The following is a 17652-nucleotide window of genomic DNA, read 5'->3' as shown; positions in this document are numbered from 1 at the left end:
TGTTAAATAAGTAGGTTGTTTTTCAACACTTCTTTAAGGTTTAACAATTTAGGGCTATAGGAATGGAAAAATCATCTATCAATGGACAAAAAGGTGTTGAGTCTAATGAAGTAATGTCTGAATTGACTCAATTACGTCATATTGTTTTCGGCGAAGCTCAGCAAGAATTAGACGACAAAATCACATCGTTAAAAGTAGATTTAACCTCCCAGCTTTCTGAGTTCAAACAACACCACAGTCAAACAATTACGTCATTAACCGATCTTATAAATAAAAACCACCAAACTCTATTGAGTTCATTGAACGAAAGTAATATTCGCCACGACGAGAAGTCAGAACATATAGAAGAAACATTAGCTTCAGCAAAAAATCAATTAAGCTCTGAAATTGAAATGACTGATGCATCGGGCAAAGAGGATGTTGACGCATTGCATGATAGAGTCGATAAAGAAATTAGACAATTAACACAAATGTTAAATGACTATAAAACGCAGTCATTAGATAAGCTTTCTGAAGTTAACAATGAGCTCAATTCGTCTAAAACAGATAGGAAAACTCTCGCGAAATTGCTTGCTGCTATGGCAACAAACCTCGAAGCTGATGACGATAGCAACGAATAAAGAGCATTCACATTATGCCTAATTCGCTACCAGACGCGGAAAGTGAAAAACAAAAACTCGATACACTTAGGCGGCTTTTGTTTGGAAGGGATGGGAAAGAACTTTGTTCTGCTCTAGAGCCCCAAGCCAAGTCGTTAGTTCGAGACGTTATTACTGAAGCGCTTCATGAGCGACAGAATGCAGACAACTCTATTGTCCCTGTTATTCAGCCTATTATACAAAGTTCAGTTGAAAATTCGGTTTCACAACAAAGTGATAAATTAACCACTATTCTCTACCCTCTTGTAGGCAGCATGGTGCGTAAAGCAGTTGCAGCCTTCCTAAACCAGTTTATAGAAAAAACTAACGCCCTTATTGAAAACGCAGTCTCTATTAAAGGCTGGATAATGCGTTACGAAGCCTGGCGTGCAGGGATCCCTTTTTCACAATATTTAGTCTCCCAGGCTTATAGCTACAAAGTTGAAACTGTGTTACTTATTCACAGAGAAACAGGTACTTTGTTAAACCATATTAGCAATAGCTCTCATGAAAGCGATAATGCCGACTTAGTGTCATCTATGCTTAGCGCCATTAACGATTTCGTGTCGGATTCGTTTGCCGAGCACGACAACCTTCAGCAACTCGATGAAGTAAAAACAGATGATGTCTCTTTGTATGTTTGTCATGGGCCTAATGCTATTTTGGCTGTTGCGTCTAACGGAAGTATTCCATCTCAAGACCGTGAAACGTTTATTAAAACGTTAGAGCAAATTCACGGTGTTTTTAGCGATGAGCTTCATTCGTATAATGGCGACGCCTCTTCTTTTTCTACAGTTGATAACCTACTTTACAATTGTATTCTTACACAAAAAAAAGATGCCAATGAAAAAGCCAATAGACCCTGGTTCGGCTATGTTTTTTTATTGTTAGCTATGACATTGCTGATAGGGTATTCCGTACTTAAGTATAGAGCTTATAGTACGCTTCACTCTTTACAGAGTATTTCTGCTTTGCCTGGATATGTTTTAACTAGCGGACGTATAAAAAATGTTGATAAAGTGACTATTAACGTATTACGAGATCCCATGACAAAAACTATTGAATCCTGGATTTCAGAAAACAACCTTAACGGCAAAAATATTCAAATTAAAGAGCAAAGTTACATTTCTTTAGAGCCTGAAATTGTCATCTTAAAGTTAGAGAGTGTAATTGAACAGTACCAAGAGCTTTCAATGGATTCCAGTTACAAAATAACAGGAGAAATTGAATGGCAAAAAAACCAAGCTTTTTTAACCGAACTGAACGCAATTCCAGGTATTTCTCAACTTAATGTAGACACGTCATTGGTATCGGTAATAACAATAGATAAAGTAGACAACAATGCTGTCTTATTTACATTGTTTAAACAATATATTGGACAAATAGCGCAAACCCAAATTGAGTTTTATCAAAACCACACAAATTTAGCCGATGCCGCTGTTCAAGAGGTCATCAAAGTGTCTAGTATAATAACTCAAGCGCAGACTATAGCCGATAAATTAGACATTCAATTTAATCTGCTGGTCATAGGTACAAGTGATTCAGCTGGAAATGAAAATACAAATTTCACGCTAAGCTCAAAGAGAGCTGCGTCAGTTAAAGCGCTGTTGGCTAAGAATAAAGTTGATACAAAAAATATTTTTGATACAGGTATTGGTGAAGTTTCGTTTACATCGGGTGAAAATGCGCCCCGCCGAGTTGTTTTTAACGTAATTTATTCTCCTAGAGATAAGTAGTGGCAAAAGAAGAATGATACAGAAAAAGATTTGCGTATTAGGTGCGACAGGAGTCGGCAAAACTAGTTTAACGAGAAAGTTTGTTGATGGTATTTTTTCGGAAAAATACCTTACAACTATTGGTGTAAAAATCGATAAAAAAATTGTACCCACCTCTAGCTCAGACGTTCAATTAATGATTTGGGATATGGAAGGTATCGATCGATACTGTGGTTTTAATCCCAAATACTTGCGGGGAGCGTCAGCATTTATAGTTGTAACAGATCAAAGCAGAGCTCAGTCTTTAGTTGAAGGTATGGAAATTTTAAGCATGGCTAGAGAACATACTGATGCGCCTGCTATTTTGGTTGTTAATAAATGCGACCTAGATATGAAGTGGCATTGGCGTGAAGATCACGTCGATACCCAAGCTGAATTATTTCAAGCTCGTTTTAATACAAGTGCTAAAACTGGGGTTCAAGTCAATAATATGTTTAAATCTATTGCTGCGTTGAGTATCGAATAATGAAATCTGTAGGTGCGCTTTTCGAAATTTTAGGCCTTGTAGATTGCGCTATTTTAAAGCATGAAAAAGAAAATGAATTTACCGTTATTCATGCACCGCTTGGCTGGTTTTATTGGCTGTTTCCAAACGCAAATGTCAACCATGCTATCAATATTGATGACAACCACTCGTTTATATCGAACTTTCTGTTAGATGCTAATGAGTTTTGGTTAGAGCCAGACTCCAATCAAATAAGTTCAGGTATCTGGTCAGAAAGCATTATGGCTCCTTCTGGAGGTGAAAAATTACTTTGCCTTGAATGTGTTGCAGCATATGCTAACGGTGAAAAACTCCTGGTTATTAAAAATGCCCAAACTGCCCATGAAAACAAACAAGAAACTCTACAAGTAGCCAGAGAAACTCTGCTCTCTCATGACAAAATACTTGCACAGCACGACTACTTGAGTCAAAAGTTACAAGGTGTAATCAAACAAAACTCAACAGTTTTAGAGCTGCATTTACCTATAGAGCAAGCTATTCAAAATACCGAAATCGGCGTAATAATCACCGATAGTGAAAAAACGCCTTTATTTTCCAACTTAGCTGCATTTAGTAGCTTTGCGTTAGATCCTGTTAGAACTGACACTACTCCACTTGCCATAGTTCAACAATTAATAGAAACCCAGTTTCCTGAGTCATCTCCGGTATTCCTTAATGATAAGTCTTGGAACGGGGAGCTTTATTGGCACTGCCCACCGGATTTTGATAAATGGTTACAAGTCACAATAAAGCCAGTCAAAAACCATATGGGCTCAACAAGCCACTGGATTATTGCAATATCAGACACCACCCGTTTAAAACATTTGCTACAAAAAAATGAAAACTTGATGCTGAAAGATGCATTGACAGGGTTACCCAATCGCCAATATATGTGGAAGTTTTTAGAGAAAAAGTGCCTCTCAAATTCCCCCTTTAATCTTTTGTTTATCGATATTTTACGCTTTAAACGAATTAACGAACTCTATGGCCATACTAATGGCGATAAAATACTAAAAGATATTGCAACTAAGCTACTCAGTATAGAAAGTAATACATGTCATGTCGCACGAATTGGCTCAGCTCGTTTTGCAGTCATCAGTTTACTTAATGAGTATACCGATACATCAGAACAACGTGTTGCTGCTCGGATACTCTACGAAGACATCAACGAAATGATGTCAGAACCTTTTTTAACACAAAAAAGAACGTCTTATACCATAGACAGTAATATGAGCGTTGCCCTATACCCAGAAGATACCACTGATGCTGAGTCGTTAGTTAAAGCTGCAGATATGGCATTGACTGAATTACAGGATAATCAAGATAGTAACTTTCAGTTTTATTCCATTGAAATGTCGAAAGCCAATGAAAAACGTCTTCAATTAGAGGTTAAATTGAAAAATGCGGTAGACAAAGACGATTTTCGAATCTACCTTCAGCCGATAATAGACACAGAAACAGAGCGTGTTGTTAAAGCTGAAGCGTTAATTCGATGGACCACGCCTGAAGGTGAAATGATATCTCCAGATGTATTCATTCCTATTGCTGAGCAAACAGGATTAATTATTCCACTTGGTAATTGGGTAATAAGACAAGTTTGCGACCTCTTAACTTACTTAAGAGAAAAAAAAATCAATATTAAATTGTCTATTAACTTGTCACCAAAACAAGTTAGCGATCGGTATTTATTTGATTTTATAAAAGAAACCGCGATACAGTCAGGGATTGATGCACAGCGTTTAGAGCTCGAGCTTACAGAAGGGGTACTCCTAAATAACTACGACAAAGCGGTGTCACTATTAACCTCTTTGCGAAATATGGGCGTGTCTATCTCCATTGATGATTTTGGGACAGGTTACAGTTCTTTGTCATATTTAAAAAATCTCCCTATCGACTACCTTAAAATAGATCGTTCATTTATTAGTGAATTAGAATCTAATGATGATGACAGAGCAATTGTATTAGCCATTTTAGCCATGGCTAAGCAACTAAACATATCTGTGATTGCCGAAGGAGTAGAAACTAAAGAACAACGAGAATTTCTTAACTGTCACGACTGCGAAGAAATTCAAGGGTTTTATTATAGTAAGCCTATTCCAGTAGACGAATTTGTCCACTTTTTCCGCCAACAGAACGGATAAATAAACACCGATAATGAAATGTCCTTGTAACCCAAATAGTCAGTTTTCCATGTGTTGTGAACCCATTATCTTAGGCGATAATGCGGCAACTGCGGAACAATTAATGCGTTCCCGATTTAGCGCGTTTGCTACTTATAATGATGATTATATTAATAAAACGTTTTCTAGTGTAAATAATCTGGAACATTCAAATAATAAGAGTAATCAAGACCAGCAATGGCTTGGGTTAACCATTTGTTCATCCACTCACGATAAAGTTGAGTTTAAAGCCTATTATGCCTTTGAAACGAATTTATATGTTTTACACGAAGTATCAGACTTTGTAATTGAGCAAGGAAAGTGGCGATATGACAAAGGCGTTATTGTCGAGCATGACGCGATAAAATTTCCACGTAATACCGAGTGTTTTTGTGGCAGCGGTAAGAAATACAAACGTTGCTGTTTGAACAAGTGAATTATTCAAACAGCGCTCACTCTTATCAATTCAGATTTTTAGTTACGTTAAACAAATTATAAAAATTTTCAGTGGTGGCTTTCCCTAGTTCATCCACTGAAATTCCTTTTAATTCCGCGATAAACTCTGCTACTTCAACAACGTACCCCGGTTGGTTTGATTTTCCTCGGTGAGGTACTGGTGCAAGCCAAGGCGAATCGGTCTCAATCAGCAACTTATCCAACGGAACTTGTTTTACGACGTCTCTTAATTCTTTTGCGGAATTAAAGGTGACGATACCAGAAATAGAAATGTACATGCCTAATTCAATACCCTGTAAAGCCATGTCTAAATCTTCAGTAAAGCAATGAAATACGCCTTTAGTGCTTTCGTTTTTATGTTCTTTTAACACGTTCAAAGTGTCTTCTTTCGCCCCTCGGGTATGAATAATAAGAGGTTTGTTTAACTCATTTGCAACCTGAATATGGTCGATAAACGACTGCATTTGGGTTTCTTTGGTTTCAGCACTGTAAAAGTAATCTAGCCCTGTCTCACCTATTGCCACAACATGTGATTGATTAGATTTTTCTAGAAGTGTTTGTTTATCACAGGCATCTTCTTGATGTAGCGGATGCACGCCACAGGATACAGAAATGTCATCTAAATCAGATACTGCGCTGCACATAGCATCAAATTCTTTTACTGATACACACACACATAAAAAGTGCTCTACTCCTCTGCCCTTTGCAAATGCAATGGCATCTTTGATAGATGTGTTTTCATCTAGACGATCGAGGTGGCAATGAGAATCAACGAACAATTTTTTATTCCTTATAAGCAAGGGCTGTATTTTCTACAACACTGTGTAAGAGTAATGCTTTATTTATACCGGTTTGGTTTATTTTTTCTTGTGCGTTTACGCATAGTTGGTAATAGGCGTAATCTTGCTCTGATAAAGAAGATTGGTAAATTTCACCGGTTTTCAAGGCGCACATAGATAACAAAATATCTGCATGATTTTCCCATAACTTAACCATTGATAATCCTGAAATAGCTTGATGTTTAATTTGCTTAAGCATAGATTCAAATTGACTCGCATCAGGAAATTTTTCGTCCGTTAATAGGTTGTTTAACCTATAGGGCGATTCAGCAAATAAATCTAAAATAATGCCAGGTACATTAACATTAGGTAGATTTATCGCTAACCAATCAATGGTTTGCTGTTTTGTGGGAGGCGACAACCCTTGTTTTTCACAACGACTTAAAATAGTCGGTAACAATTTATGCTGTGCGTCTGTCACTAAAATGATGTAAGTGTTAGGAGTTGGTTCTTCAAGGGTTTTCAATAGTGCATTGGCGGCCGCCTCTGTAAGTGACTCCGCTTGATAAATAATACAGACTTTATTTTTGCCGATTTGCGGTGTTTTCTGTAGTTGCGCGGTTACCTGGCGAATAGCATCGACACCGATTTGCTTTTCACTTTCCACAGGGTGAAAGTCAGGGTGAGAGCCAGCTTGCAATAACAAACACCCTTGGCATTTACCACAGGTACTATTTGCCTCTAGTGAATCACACAACAAACTTTTTGCTAACGCTACAGCAAATTGTGTTTTCCCAATACCTGCTTTACCACTGAGCAATAAACCATGGTGCAATTTTGATGCGAGAATACGTTTATTAAGTTCAACAAAGCGTTCTTCGCTCCATGGCGAGATGTCAAAATTCATGCTCACTGATTACCTTTACCTAGTTGATACTTATTTACTGCTCGATTGTGTTCTTCTAAAGAACTGGAAAAATGAGAAGTCCCGTCGCCTTTTGCAACAAAATAAAAATAATCTAATTGCTGTGCATTTTTTACTGCTGAAATCGCTTCTATTCCTATCATAGCGATAGGCGTTGGTGGTAGGCCTTTGATCACATAAGTATTATACGCTGTAGGTCTGCGTATATGTTCACGGGTAATATCGCCGTCAAATTCATCACCTAAACCATAAATAATAGTTGGGTCGGTTTGCAAGCGCATCTTGTTATCTAATCTATTTAAAAATACTCCTGCGATAACAGGCCTTTCCTCAGCAACCGCAGTTTCTTTTTCAACAATGGATGCCAATACCAATACTTCATAAATCGATTCTAATTGATGGGGCAATGTCTCTTCTTCCAATTCAAGTCTCAGTAGGCTTAATTGCATATTTTCGAATGCGCGAATGACAATATCACTTAGCTTTGTACCCTCAGTAAATTGATAAGTATCAGCCATTAATATCCCTTCTATAGAAGAAACGTCATGGTTAAAATAATCACTGGCTGTCGAAAGAAACGCCTGTTCAATTTCATCATTCCAATCATTATGTAAATGTTCGTTATTCCGCATTACATTAAGCCATTGCTTCCATGTATTCCCTTCAACTAAAGTGACTGAAAATTGCTTTTGCTTACCCAGTTCAAACAACGAAAAAGCCTCTTCTATATTCATTGAGGGCTTTAGTTCATACACTCCATGTTTAATTGTGTTGTTTGCAAAAGTTAGCTTTAACCAAACTTTAGCAACGAAAGGATTAAGAGGTTCAACACTCGTATTCATTAGTGTGTTCATGACACTAAATGCAGACGACCCTTTTTTTATCACTATAGTGTTATCAGGCGAAATGCCAAGAGGTTGCTCTATTTGACTGGTATAAAACAATAACAAAGAGAAAAGAAGACCAAAAACGCCAATAAAAAAGGAAATAAACGACAACGTTAGCTTAGTTATTCTCATGCCTCTTCCCCGTTAATTACCTTTGATAACTGAAGCACAGGGTGTACATCAAAATCAAAACAGCGTCCTTCATCATCCCATTCTAAAATTGGCATACATTCCATTATTGCATTTGTCAGCATTACAGCACGTGCTGATTGTACATCCTGCCTAGACACATTGGTTATTTGTAACGGAATGCCTGCTTGTTTGAAATAGTCTATCAAGCGTGCTCTTTGCACCCCATTCACTCCGCAGTGAGTTAATTGAGGAGTCATCCATCCTTTATTTTTTACCAATACGAAGATATTGGCACTACTTGCTTCAATGAGATTATTTTGAAAATCAAAAACAAGCGCATCATCATAATGCGTGCCTATTAACCCATTTTTTATCAACACCTGTTCTAGTCGATTTAAGTGTTTAATTCCAGCAAGGGCGGGTTGAGAGCTAAGCTGTATATTACTTGTTACGACGCGCATTCCCGTATTTCGCAAATGTTCGTAACTGGCAGGCACTGCAGAAACAAAAAAATGAGCCGTTGGTGCAAGTTTAGCCAGCCTATGATAACCGCGGCCGCCGGAACCTGCAGACAAAACGATTTTAACAATGCCATTTTTCACTTGCTCTGCAAGCATGGAGGCATGGTCCCAAACATTCTGACTAGGTGCAGGTAAACCAATAACGCCACTGTCATTTTCAAGCCGTAATTGATGGTATTTTAATAGATCAATGTCCCCTGAAGCCACACGCATTGTTGTAAATACGCCATCGCCATAATGACAAGCTCTATTGTTAACGTCCCAATTATCTTCTATAGAATACACAAGCGTAATAATTCAGCGGTATAAACAAAAAAAGCAATGATACCAGAGATACCATTGCCTTAAAGACTTAAAATACAATTTTAGTCAGGTCGTTTAAACAGAAGTGACCCGTTTGTTCCACCAAAACCAAATGAATTACAAAGCGCATAGGCTTTATCGAACTCTTTGGCTTTGTGCGCAACAAAATCTAAATCGCAACCCTCACCTGGGTTATCCAAGTTAATCGTTGGCGGTGCAATTTTGTCTCGTAACGCTAAAATTGTAAAAATAGCTTCTACAGAGCCGGCTGCTCCTAGCAAATGACCAATCATTGATTTAGTCGAACTAACCAATACATTATTTGCCTCAGCGCCAAACACAGTTTTAACCGCAGAAACTTCAGCTAAATCACCAGCCGGTGTTGATGTACCATGAGCATTAACATAGCCAACACTACTCGCAGAAACATTGGCATCATTAAGTGCATTTTGCATTGCTGCAGCCGCACCTTCGCCAGTTTCAGGTGGAGACGTCATGTGATACGCATCGCCACTCATACCGAAGCCCGAAAGCTCCGCATAAATTGTCGCGCCGCGCTCTTTGGCTGCTTCGTATTCTTCAAGCATAACCACACCAGCACCCTCACCCATAACGAATCCATCGCGGTCTTTATCCCACGGACGGCTCGCAGTTTGTTGAGAGTCATTACGTGTAGATAACGCTCTTGCAGCACCAAAACCACCAATACCCAAAGGCGTTATTGCTGATTCAGCACCTCCAGCTAACATTGCATCGGCATCGCCATACGCAATAGTGCGAGCCGCAATACCAATATTATGAACACCGGTAGTACAAGCTGTCACTACATTTAGATTCGGCCCTTTTAATCCTTCCATTATAGAAAGAAAGCCAGAAATCATATTAGTAATTGTGGAAGGAACGAAAAATGGAGACATTCGCTTTGGACCACTATTCATAAGTTTGGTGTGATTTTGCTCGATTTGTGCAAGACCGCCAATCCCAGAACCTATAGCAACACCAATACGGCTTGCATTTTTAGCTGTGATAGCCAATCCGGAGTCTTCTAAAGCCTGTTTACCAGCAGCAATTCCGCACTGAATAAACCGGTCCATTTTTTTTATTTCTTTTTTATCGATGTAAGTTAAAGGATCAAAATTGGGCATTTCACCCGCAAATCTCGTTCCGTAGTTTTCACAATCGAATAAAGTTATATCACCGATACCGCTTTTTCCGGCAACAATAGATTTCCAAGTACTATCAACGTCTAACCCTACTGGAGACAATAGTCCTAGACCGGTGACGACAACACGACGTTTTGACACACTATGTCCTCGCTGAGAAAGGTATTACAATTTGAAGCTATATAGAAAACGGCTCCTTAGAGCCGCTTTATAGAAAGAATTACGCGTCTTTGTTAGCGTTGACGTAGTCAATTGCAGATTGAACAGTAGTAATTTTTTCTGCTTCTTCGTCTGGAATTTCAGTATCAAATTCTTCTTCTAGCGCCATAACCAACTCAACAGTGTCAAGAGAATCGGCACCTAAGTCGTCTACGAAAGAGGCTTCAGATTTTACTTCTTCTTCTTTTACGCCAAGTTGTTCAACAATGATTTTCTTAACGCGTTCTTCAATATTACTCATTTTCTAGGTTTTCCTTACTTAAATGTCACTAGATAACATAATTTTTCGCTAGTTTACTTTGTCTCACTCATTCTATGCAAGTGCATTATGAGTTGGAGTCAAAGGTCGAACCAGCGAACATTACAATAAATACTTACTTTATAATTATTTAACACTCTGTGGAGCCGCAAAAATTTGCTGCATCACGACATGTGCATACCGCCATTCACATTGATTGTTTCACCGGTAATGTATGCAGCCATATCTGATGCTAAAAACCCTACAGTACTCGCAATCTCTTCTGGTTTACCCAAGCGGTTAGCCGGAATATCTTTAAAAATGGCTTCTTTTTGTTCATCTGTTAATGATTGAGTCATATCAGTATCGATAAATCCAGGCGCCACTACATTAACAGTAATTCCTCTTGATGCAACTTCTCTTGCTAAGGATTTACTAAACCCGATTACACCCGCTTTTGCAGCCGCATAATTCGCTTGACCAGCATTGCCTGTAAGACCAACAACAGAACCAATATTCACAATTCTACCGTTGCGCTTTTTCATCATACCGCGCATTACTGCTTTTGATAATTTAAAAATAGAGGTCAGATTAGTTTGAATGATATCATTCCATTCATCGTCTTTCATCCGCATTAACAAATTATCACGGGTAATACCGGCATTATTGATCAGTATATCAATTGCACCAAACTCACTCACGATATCGGCTAAAACTTGAGAAATGCTGTCATCTTCGGCCACATTAAGCTTCATTCCCTTGCCATTTTCGCCTAAGTATTCTGAGATTGCCGCCGCACCTGCGTCACTGGTTGCAGTGCCAATAACCGTTGCACCTTGGGCTGCTAGGTGTTCAGCAACAGCTCGCCCAATACCTCGACTGGCTCCGGTCACTAGCGCTATTTTTTGGTCTAATTTAGACATAATATATCCTATTCAAATTCCAATGTAACTGAGTCTGGTGTATTCGCAGCGCAAATTTTAACCGTTTTATCTACACGTTTAATTAACCCTGAAAGTACTTTTCCAGGCCCAACTTCAACAAACTGTGTTACACCTTTTTCTATTAACTGTTCAACAGAGCGCGTCCACTGTACTGGGCAATAAAGTTGTCTAACTAAAGCATCTTTAATAGCAGCGCTATCTGACTCGATACTCACATCAACATTATTCACAATTGAAATCTCTGAAGGTGAAAACGATATATCGTTAAGTACATCTTCCAGTTTAGCCGCAGCAGGTTTCATTAACGCACAATGAGATGGTGCACTAACAGCAAGAGGTAACGCTCTTTTTGCGCCTGCCTCTTTACATTGCTGGGCTGCTAACTCTGCAGCTTTGGTATTACCTGCGATAACCACTTGTCCTGGCGAATTGTAATTCACTGGAGAAATAACTTGGCTCGTGTCTGCTGCAACCTGTTCACATATTGCTTGTATTTTGTCATCGGCTAAGCCAATGATAGCGTACATGGCGCCCTCACCTTCGGGAACAGCGCTTTGCATATATAGCCCTCTAGATTGAACTAAAGAAACGGCTTCTTTAAAATCTAAAACACCCGCACACACTAATGCACTGTACTCACCCAAACTATGGCCAGCCATATACGCAGGAGCGTCATATTTAGCAGCTAACACACGGTAAATAGCAACACTTGCCGTTAACAGCGCAGGTTGCGTTATATGAGTTTGATTTAAACTGCCATCTTCGTCATTTTGTACCAGATCCCATAAATCATACCCAAGCACTTCAGATGCTTCTTCAAATGTTTCCAGCACTTCAGGGTTGCTTTGAGCGAGTTCTGCAAGCATTCCTTTAGACTGAGAACCCTGCCCAGGGAATACATAGGCAACTTGTTTCATAGTAAAACCTTATTTTGAATTTATTTTTATAATTAGATAACTAGTAGCGAACTAATGCAGATGCCCACGCGAAACCACCGCCGAATGCTTCTAACAATAAATTTTGTCCGCGTTTTATGCGGCCATCTCTTATTGCAGTATCCAGTGCTGTAGGCACTGTTGCAGCTGATGTATTTCCGTAATTTTCAAGTGTGATAACCACTTGATCCAAAGACATATTTAATTTTTTAGCCGTTGCTTTGATAATTCTGAAATTGGCCTGATGAGGAACCAACCAATCAAGCTCAGATTTATCCATGTTGTTGGCTTTTAGCGTTTGTTCGACAACTTCACTTAACTTTGTGACAGCGACTTTAAACACTTCATTGCCTTTCATCACGCCCCAATTAGCATGGACAGAAGCTTCGTCCCCTCTAGTGGGATTACCTACTTGCAGTAGTTCACCATAAGAACCTGCTGCATGAATATGAGTAGATAAAATACCGGGTTCTTCGCTGGCTTCAATAATCGTTGCGCCAGCACCGTCACCAAACAAAATAACCATACTGCGATCGGCTGGGTCGACTAGTCGGCTTAAGCAGTCTGTGCCAATAACAAGGATGCGCTTAGCCATACCTGATTTAATATATTGGTCGGCAACACTTAATGCATAACAGTAACCAGCACAGGCGGCTGCAACATCGAATGCGGGAATACCATCTAACCCAAGAATGCTTTGTATTTCGCAGGCTGTACTTGGTAACGCGTAACGACCACTGGTGGTAGCACAAACAATCATATCAATTGAGCTAGGGTCAATTTCAGCGGCTTCTATAGCTTTTTTAGATGCCTCTGCGCCCATTGTTGCAGCGGTCTCGTTTACACCAATAATTCTACGTTCTTTTATACCTGTTCGGTCTGTGATCCATTCATCACTAGTATCTACCATTTGTTCTAAATCGGCATTTGTACGAACTTCTTCTGGATAGTAACTGCCAGTGCCAATAAAGCGAGAATAAGTTTTCAAAGTTGCTCCAACATAACTGTCTCTATGGACGTTTTAATTTTTTCAGGTACGCGGTTTGATGCTTCATCAATAGCGCGTTGTATTGCATAAAAAAAAGCTTCAGAGGAGGCGTTTCCATGACTTTTAATAACAGTGCCCCGCAATCCTATCAAACTCGCGCCATTATACTGGTCGGGGTTCACCCTGTTATAAATTTTCTTTAACAAAGGTAGGGCTAATCTGGCTGTCACCCGCGTTAGTAAATTGCGTTCTGAATAATGTTTCACTTCATTTATAATTAGCTTTGCCAAACCTTCGGTTGATTTCAATGCAATATTACCAGTGAAACCATCAGTGACAACCACGTCAACCACATCAGTAAACAGGTCATCCCCTTCGACATAACCAACATAGTGTATTGACTCAGATGCCCTTAGTAACTGATCAGCTGATTTGACTTGGGCGTTACCTTTAATATCTTCTTCACCCACATTAAGTAAGGCGACTCGAGGCTTGGGAATTTCAGCAACATGCTCAGCTAGTACAGAGCCCATGACGCCATATTGAAACAAGGTTTCGGCATTACAATTAACATTTGCACCTAAATCCAATAAAAATACACGGTTTTGTTTTGCCGTAGGTAAAGCACTAACTAGCGCAGGTCTGTCAATACCTTCATGGGTTTTGATTAGATAGTACGCTAGTGCAAATAGCGCCCCCGTATTGCCCGCTGATACACATCCTTGGGCAGTTTTAGATGCCACAGACTCAAGCATACGACGCATAGATGCGTCTTTTTTGTTACGTAATATAGATGACGGCTTATCTGTCATTTCTACAGATTCAGAGCAATGGCGTATTTCTAAACGATTTAAAATAAGTTTAGTTGTATTGTCAGCGTGTTTATCGAGCTGATAAGAAATCGTATCGCTATCGCCATACAATAAAAAATGAATATTTTTATAACGTATTGCTGCTCGGATTGCAGCAGGAATAGTAGATGAGGGGCCATTATCGCCCCCCATCATATCTAACGCGATGGTCAGAGATGTCAAAATAGAATCGCTTACGGATTAACCGTTAACGACCTTTTTGCCACGGTAGTAACCATCAGCTGACACATGGTGACGACGGTGTGTTTCGCCCGACGTTGCATCAACAGATAGAGTTGCACCTGTTAACGCATCGTGTGAACGACGAGTACCGCGTTTTGCACGTGCTTTTTTACTTTTTTGTACTGCCATAACTTACTCCTAATCTCGCTTAAGTTCTTTCAACACCGCGAACGGGTTGGGTCGCTCATCTTCCGGTTTAAGTTGACCAAATTGCATGTCACTTTCTGTCACTGTGCACTCCGCTTCTGCGTGGCGTGGTACAAGTGGCAAAGACACCATTAAGTCATCTTCAAACAACTGAAGCAGATTTACCATCCCATGTTCATCTACTTCTACGGGTTCATAAGCTTCTGGTAACGAATCGAATTCATCTTCCCCCTGCACGGGGCTATAACAAAATTCTACATTTAAGTTTTGCTTAAATGCCTCGTTACACCTTTGACACAAAAGTTCAACTGACGTCATCAAACTGCCGCGAAATACAGTAAGACCTTGTTCGTCTTTTAAAAACTGTACGTTCGCTTCAACATAATCGTCACTGCTAACGACAATGTTATTGAGTCGAACCATGTCGCTTGTATTTACAACGCCTTCGTAATCAGAACGCTGCAATGCACTTTTAACTGGATCTATTTGATGAGGTAGTTTCACTTTTTGCATAGCGCGCGCATAATATACGTCACTTAGCCTACTGTCAAAGAAATAAATATGACTCAATTGATTTTAGCATCGGGTTCTCGTTACCGACATCAACGTTTAATCGATGCAAATATCCAATTTTCCTTCAAAAGCCCGAATATTGACGAAACGCCTATACCCAATGAAAACGGGAAGTCACTCGCTATTCGCTTGGCTACCTCAAAAGCTAACGCTATCGCAAACGAATATCACAATGCCGTTATTATGGGGTCTGATCAAGTTGCTGAAGTCACTACAAACGAAAAGATACATATATTAGGTAAACCTAAAACCAAAGAAAAAGCAGTGATACAACTGAATCTATGCAGTGGTAACTCCGTTTCTTTTTACACAGCTTTATACCTTTTATGTACTCAAACAAATAAAGAATACGTTCACTTAGATACTACAGTTGTTGATTTTAGAGAGCTAACAAAGGAACAGATAGCTCAATATTTAGATATAGACCAACCATTTGATTGTGCAGGAAGCTTTAAAATGGAAAAAGCGGGTATTACTTTATTTAACGCTATTCACAATACCGACCCTAACGCCTTAATAGGTATGCCAATGATTGGGCTCACTCAAGGCCTAGAATCACTCAACCACTCTATATTTAATTTCATGCCTAAACCCAGTTCAACAAACAGCGATTAATTCGCTGTTATTAAACTGGTTAATAAAGAATGCAATTCTTTTACACTATTTACTGTGTAGGTTGGTGTTTGCGTATTAAGTAATTCAATATCATGCACACCGTATGTGACGGCTATACTTGTCATCCCAAGCGACTTTGCCATAGCCATATCATACGCAGTATCGCCAATCATAATGGCATCTTCCGCGTTTACGTTACGAGCAGCCAGTAACTGTTTAAGCATGTCAGGAGAAGGTTTTGATTCAGCTTCATCTGCACAACGTGAATCAACGAAGTAGGATTTGGTATTAGAGCTTTGCCATACTCTTTCTAATCCCCTTCTCGCTTTTCCTGTGGCAACGACTAGATCACAGTGACTTGCCTTCAGGTCATCTAACATAGCCAACACACCATCAAATAAAAGGCACGGGGTTTGGTCTTGTTCTAAAAAAATCGTCTTATAAGCTGCTACAAGTTTGTTTGCCAGTTCTTCTTCATTACTGCCATTTAAATCGAATAGCTTTTTTATCGCGGGTAACAAACTCAAACCAATGATTTGTTTTGCGTCATTATCACTAGGAACCGTTACATCACATTGCGCTGCCGCACTTTGTATACAAGTTACAATTTTCTGTTGGGAATCCATTAAGGTTCCATCCCAATCAAAAATAAGTAATTGGTAAGGCATTTACAACTTCTCCAGTACGCTTTCTAGCATTTCACCTAAAGGCGCTTCAAATTTCATTTGTTTTTCACTTAATGGGTGAACGAACTGAATAGAACGCGCATGCAGAAATAAGCGATTTAATTTTGCGTGATTAAATAATGCATTGTCTTGTGCTGAGGTATATTTAGTATCTCCGGCAATACTGTGCCCTGCATGTAAACAATGTACACGAATTTGATGTGTACGACCTGTTATTGGTTTTGCTTCTACCAATGTGGATGACGTAAACTCTTGTAAAATACGGTAGTGAGTTTCAGAAGGTTTTCCTTCTGGACTGACATTCACCATACGCTCGCCAGATTGAAGGGTGTTTTTCTTCAAAGGTGCTTTTACTTTAAAACGGGTTTTAGGCCAGTTACCAACTACTAATGCGTGATACACCTTGCTCATTTTATTTTCACGCAGCTGTTCGTGCAGATGACGTAAAGCAGAGCGTTTTTTTGCGACTAGCAAACACCCTGATGTGTCTCTGTCTAGCCTGTGAACCAGCTCTAAAAATTGCGCTTTAGGACGTAATGAACGAAGCCCTTCAATCAGCCCAAATTTTAAACCACTGCCACCATGAACCGCCATGCCGCTTGGTTTATTGATTACCATCAAGCGTTCATCTTCATATAAAATGCAGTCATTTAACTGACTTACTTGGTTTAAATTGGCGCTAGGTAATTCATTTTCAGAGTCTGTAATTTTTACCGGAGGAATGCGAACAATATCGCCATTAACCAACTTATAGTCTGGTTTAATGCGCTTTTTGTTTACTCGAACTTCGCCCTTTCTAACAATTCTATAAACAAGACTTTTCGGCACTCCTTTAAGTTTGGTTCTTAAGAAGTTATCGATACGTTGTTGCTCGTTGTCTTCGCCAATAGTGACAAATTCAACAGATTTTTGGATTATTTCAGTCATCCGCGCATATTAACGTGTTTTTATACGCTATGCGACTTGTCATAACGATTAAATTAATGAGATA

20 protein-coding genes are annotated in these 17652 nt (G+C 39.3%); 6 read left to right on the top strand and 14 right to left on the bottom strand.

Annotated elements, in window-relative coordinates; all coding sequences use genetic code 11:
* The first annotated feature begins 62 nt into the window (after positions 1–62).
* Genes J3L16_RS04645 through J3L16_RS04625 form a run of 5 tightly spaced genes read left to right on the top strand, consistent with a single transcriptional unit; the run spans position 63 to position 5492 of the window.
* On the top strand, positions 63–620 hold the full coding sequence (locus J3L16_RS04645) for a hypothetical protein (protein ID WP_207611728.1): 558 nt from the start codon (positions 63–65) through the stop codon (positions 618–620).
* 14 nt (positions 621–634) lie between these two features.
* Positions 635–2374, top strand: a complete 1740-nt coding sequence (locus J3L16_RS04640) for an OmpA family protein (protein ID WP_207611727.1) — start codon at positions 635–637, stop codon at positions 2372–2374.
* Positions 2375–2387: 13 nt separating this feature from the next.
* Entirely contained in the window at positions 2388–2879 is a 492-nt protein-coding gene (locus J3L16_RS04635) for a Rab family GTPase (protein WP_207611726.1), read from the top strand.
* Entirely contained in the window at positions 2879–5038 is a 2160-nt protein-coding gene (locus tag J3L16_RS04630; RefSeq protein ID WP_207611725.1) for a bifunctional diguanylate cyclase/phosphodiesterase, read from the top strand. The genes J3L16_RS04635 and J3L16_RS04630 overlap by 1 nt, the downstream gene beginning before the upstream one ends.
* 13 nt (positions 5039–5051) lie before the next feature.
* Positions 5052–5492, top strand: a complete 441-nt coding sequence (locus tag J3L16_RS04625; protein ID WP_207611724.1) for a YchJ family metal-binding protein — start codon at positions 5052–5054, stop codon at positions 5490–5492.
* 25 nt (positions 5493–5517) lie between these two features.
* Here the strand turns inward: J3L16_RS04625 and J3L16_RS04620 are convergent, their stop codons facing one another.
* The 12 genes from J3L16_RS04620 to yceD all read right to left on the bottom strand — a co-directional run bounded on the left by J3L16_RS04620 (position 5518) and on the right by yceD (position 15300).
* Positions 5518–6291 (bottom strand): YchF/TatD family DNA exonuclease, encoded by a 774-nt coding sequence (locus J3L16_RS04620; RefSeq protein WP_207611723.1) that lies wholly within the window; start codon positions 6289–6291, stop codon positions 5518–5520.
* 4 nt (positions 6292–6295) lie between these two features.
* Positions 6296–7198 (bottom strand): DNA polymerase III subunit delta', encoded by a 903-nt coding sequence (gene holB / locus J3L16_RS04615; RefSeq protein ID WP_207611722.1) that lies wholly within the window; start codon positions 7196–7198, stop codon positions 6296–6298.
* Between the two features lie 2 nt (positions 7199–7200).
* Positions 7201–8235: an endolytic transglycosylase MltG gene (mltG, locus tag J3L16_RS04610; protein ID WP_207611721.1), complete on the bottom strand. Its 1035-nt coding sequence runs from the start codon at positions 8233–8235 to the stop codon at positions 7201–7203.
* Entirely contained in the window at positions 8232–9041 is an 810-nt protein-coding gene (gene pabC / locus J3L16_RS04605; protein WP_207611720.1) for an aminodeoxychorismate lyase, read from the bottom strand. Before pabC ends, mltG begins: the two co-directional genes overlap by 4 nt.
* Before the next feature lie 80 nt (positions 9042–9121).
* On the bottom strand, positions 9122–10363 hold the full coding sequence (gene fabF / locus J3L16_RS04600; protein ID WP_207611719.1) for a beta-ketoacyl-ACP synthase II: 1242 nt from the start codon (positions 10361–10363) through the stop codon (positions 9122–9124).
* A gap of 79 nt (positions 10364–10442) precedes the next feature.
* The gene (acpP, locus tag J3L16_RS04595) at positions 10443–10682 is read right to left on the bottom strand and encodes an acyl carrier protein (protein WP_207611718.1); all 240 of its coding nucleotides are present in this window, start codon (positions 10680–10682) and stop codon (positions 10443–10445) included.
* A gap of 182 nt (positions 10683–10864) precedes the next feature.
* Complete coding sequence (gene fabG / locus J3L16_RS04590) at positions 10865–11602, bottom strand: 3-oxoacyl-ACP reductase FabG (RefSeq protein WP_207611717.1); 738 nt, start codon at positions 11600–11602, stop codon at positions 10865–10867.
* A gap of 8 nt (positions 11603–11610) precedes the next feature.
* On the bottom strand, positions 11611–12540 hold the full coding sequence (gene fabD / locus J3L16_RS04585; protein ID WP_207611716.1) for an ACP S-malonyltransferase: 930 nt from the start codon (positions 12538–12540) through the stop codon (positions 11611–11613).
* A gap of 40 nt (positions 12541–12580) precedes the next feature.
* Entirely contained in the window at positions 12581–13546 is a 966-nt protein-coding gene (locus J3L16_RS04580; protein WP_207611715.1) for a beta-ketoacyl-ACP synthase III, read from the bottom strand.
* On the bottom strand, positions 13543–14580 hold the full coding sequence (gene plsX, locus J3L16_RS04575) for a phosphate acyltransferase PlsX (protein WP_207611714.1): 1038 nt from the start codon (positions 14578–14580) through the stop codon (positions 13543–13545). The genes J3L16_RS04580 and plsX overlap by 4 nt, the downstream gene beginning before the upstream one ends.
* Before the next feature lie 18 nt (positions 14581–14598).
* Positions 14599–14769, bottom strand: a complete 171-nt coding sequence (rpmF, locus tag J3L16_RS04570) for a 50S ribosomal protein L32 (RefSeq protein ID WP_207611713.1) — start codon at positions 14767–14769, stop codon at positions 14599–14601.
* A gap of 9 nt (positions 14770–14778) precedes the next feature.
* Complete coding sequence (gene yceD / locus J3L16_RS04565) at positions 14779–15300, bottom strand: 23S rRNA accumulation protein YceD (protein WP_207611712.1); 522 nt, start codon at positions 15298–15300, stop codon at positions 14779–14781.
* A gap of 48 nt (positions 15301–15348) precedes the next feature.
* Between yceD and J3L16_RS04560 the strand changes: the two genes are divergently transcribed.
* Entirely contained in the window at positions 15349–15975 is a 627-nt protein-coding gene (locus J3L16_RS04560; protein ID WP_207611711.1) for a nucleoside triphosphate pyrophosphatase, read from the top strand.
* Here the strand turns inward: J3L16_RS04560 and J3L16_RS04555 are convergent.
* Positions 15972–16643: an HAD-IA family hydrolase gene (locus J3L16_RS04555; protein ID WP_207611710.1), complete on the bottom strand. Its 672-nt coding sequence runs from the start codon at positions 16641–16643 to the stop codon at positions 15972–15974. The genes J3L16_RS04560 and J3L16_RS04555 overlap by 4 nt on opposite strands.
* On the bottom strand, positions 16644–17588 hold the full coding sequence (rluC, locus tag J3L16_RS04550) for a 23S rRNA pseudouridine(955/2504/2580) synthase RluC (protein WP_207611709.1): 945 nt from the start codon (positions 17586–17588) through the stop codon (positions 16644–16646).
* Positions 17589–17652 lie beyond the last annotated feature (64 nt).

Source organism: Alteromonas sp. 5E99-2 (assembly GCF_017368475.1).
In the GTDB taxonomy this organism is placed as follows: Bacteria; Pseudomonadota; Gammaproteobacteria; order Enterobacterales; family Alteromonadaceae; genus Alteromonas_F.
This window is presented reverse-complemented; position numbering and strand designations above follow the sequence as displayed.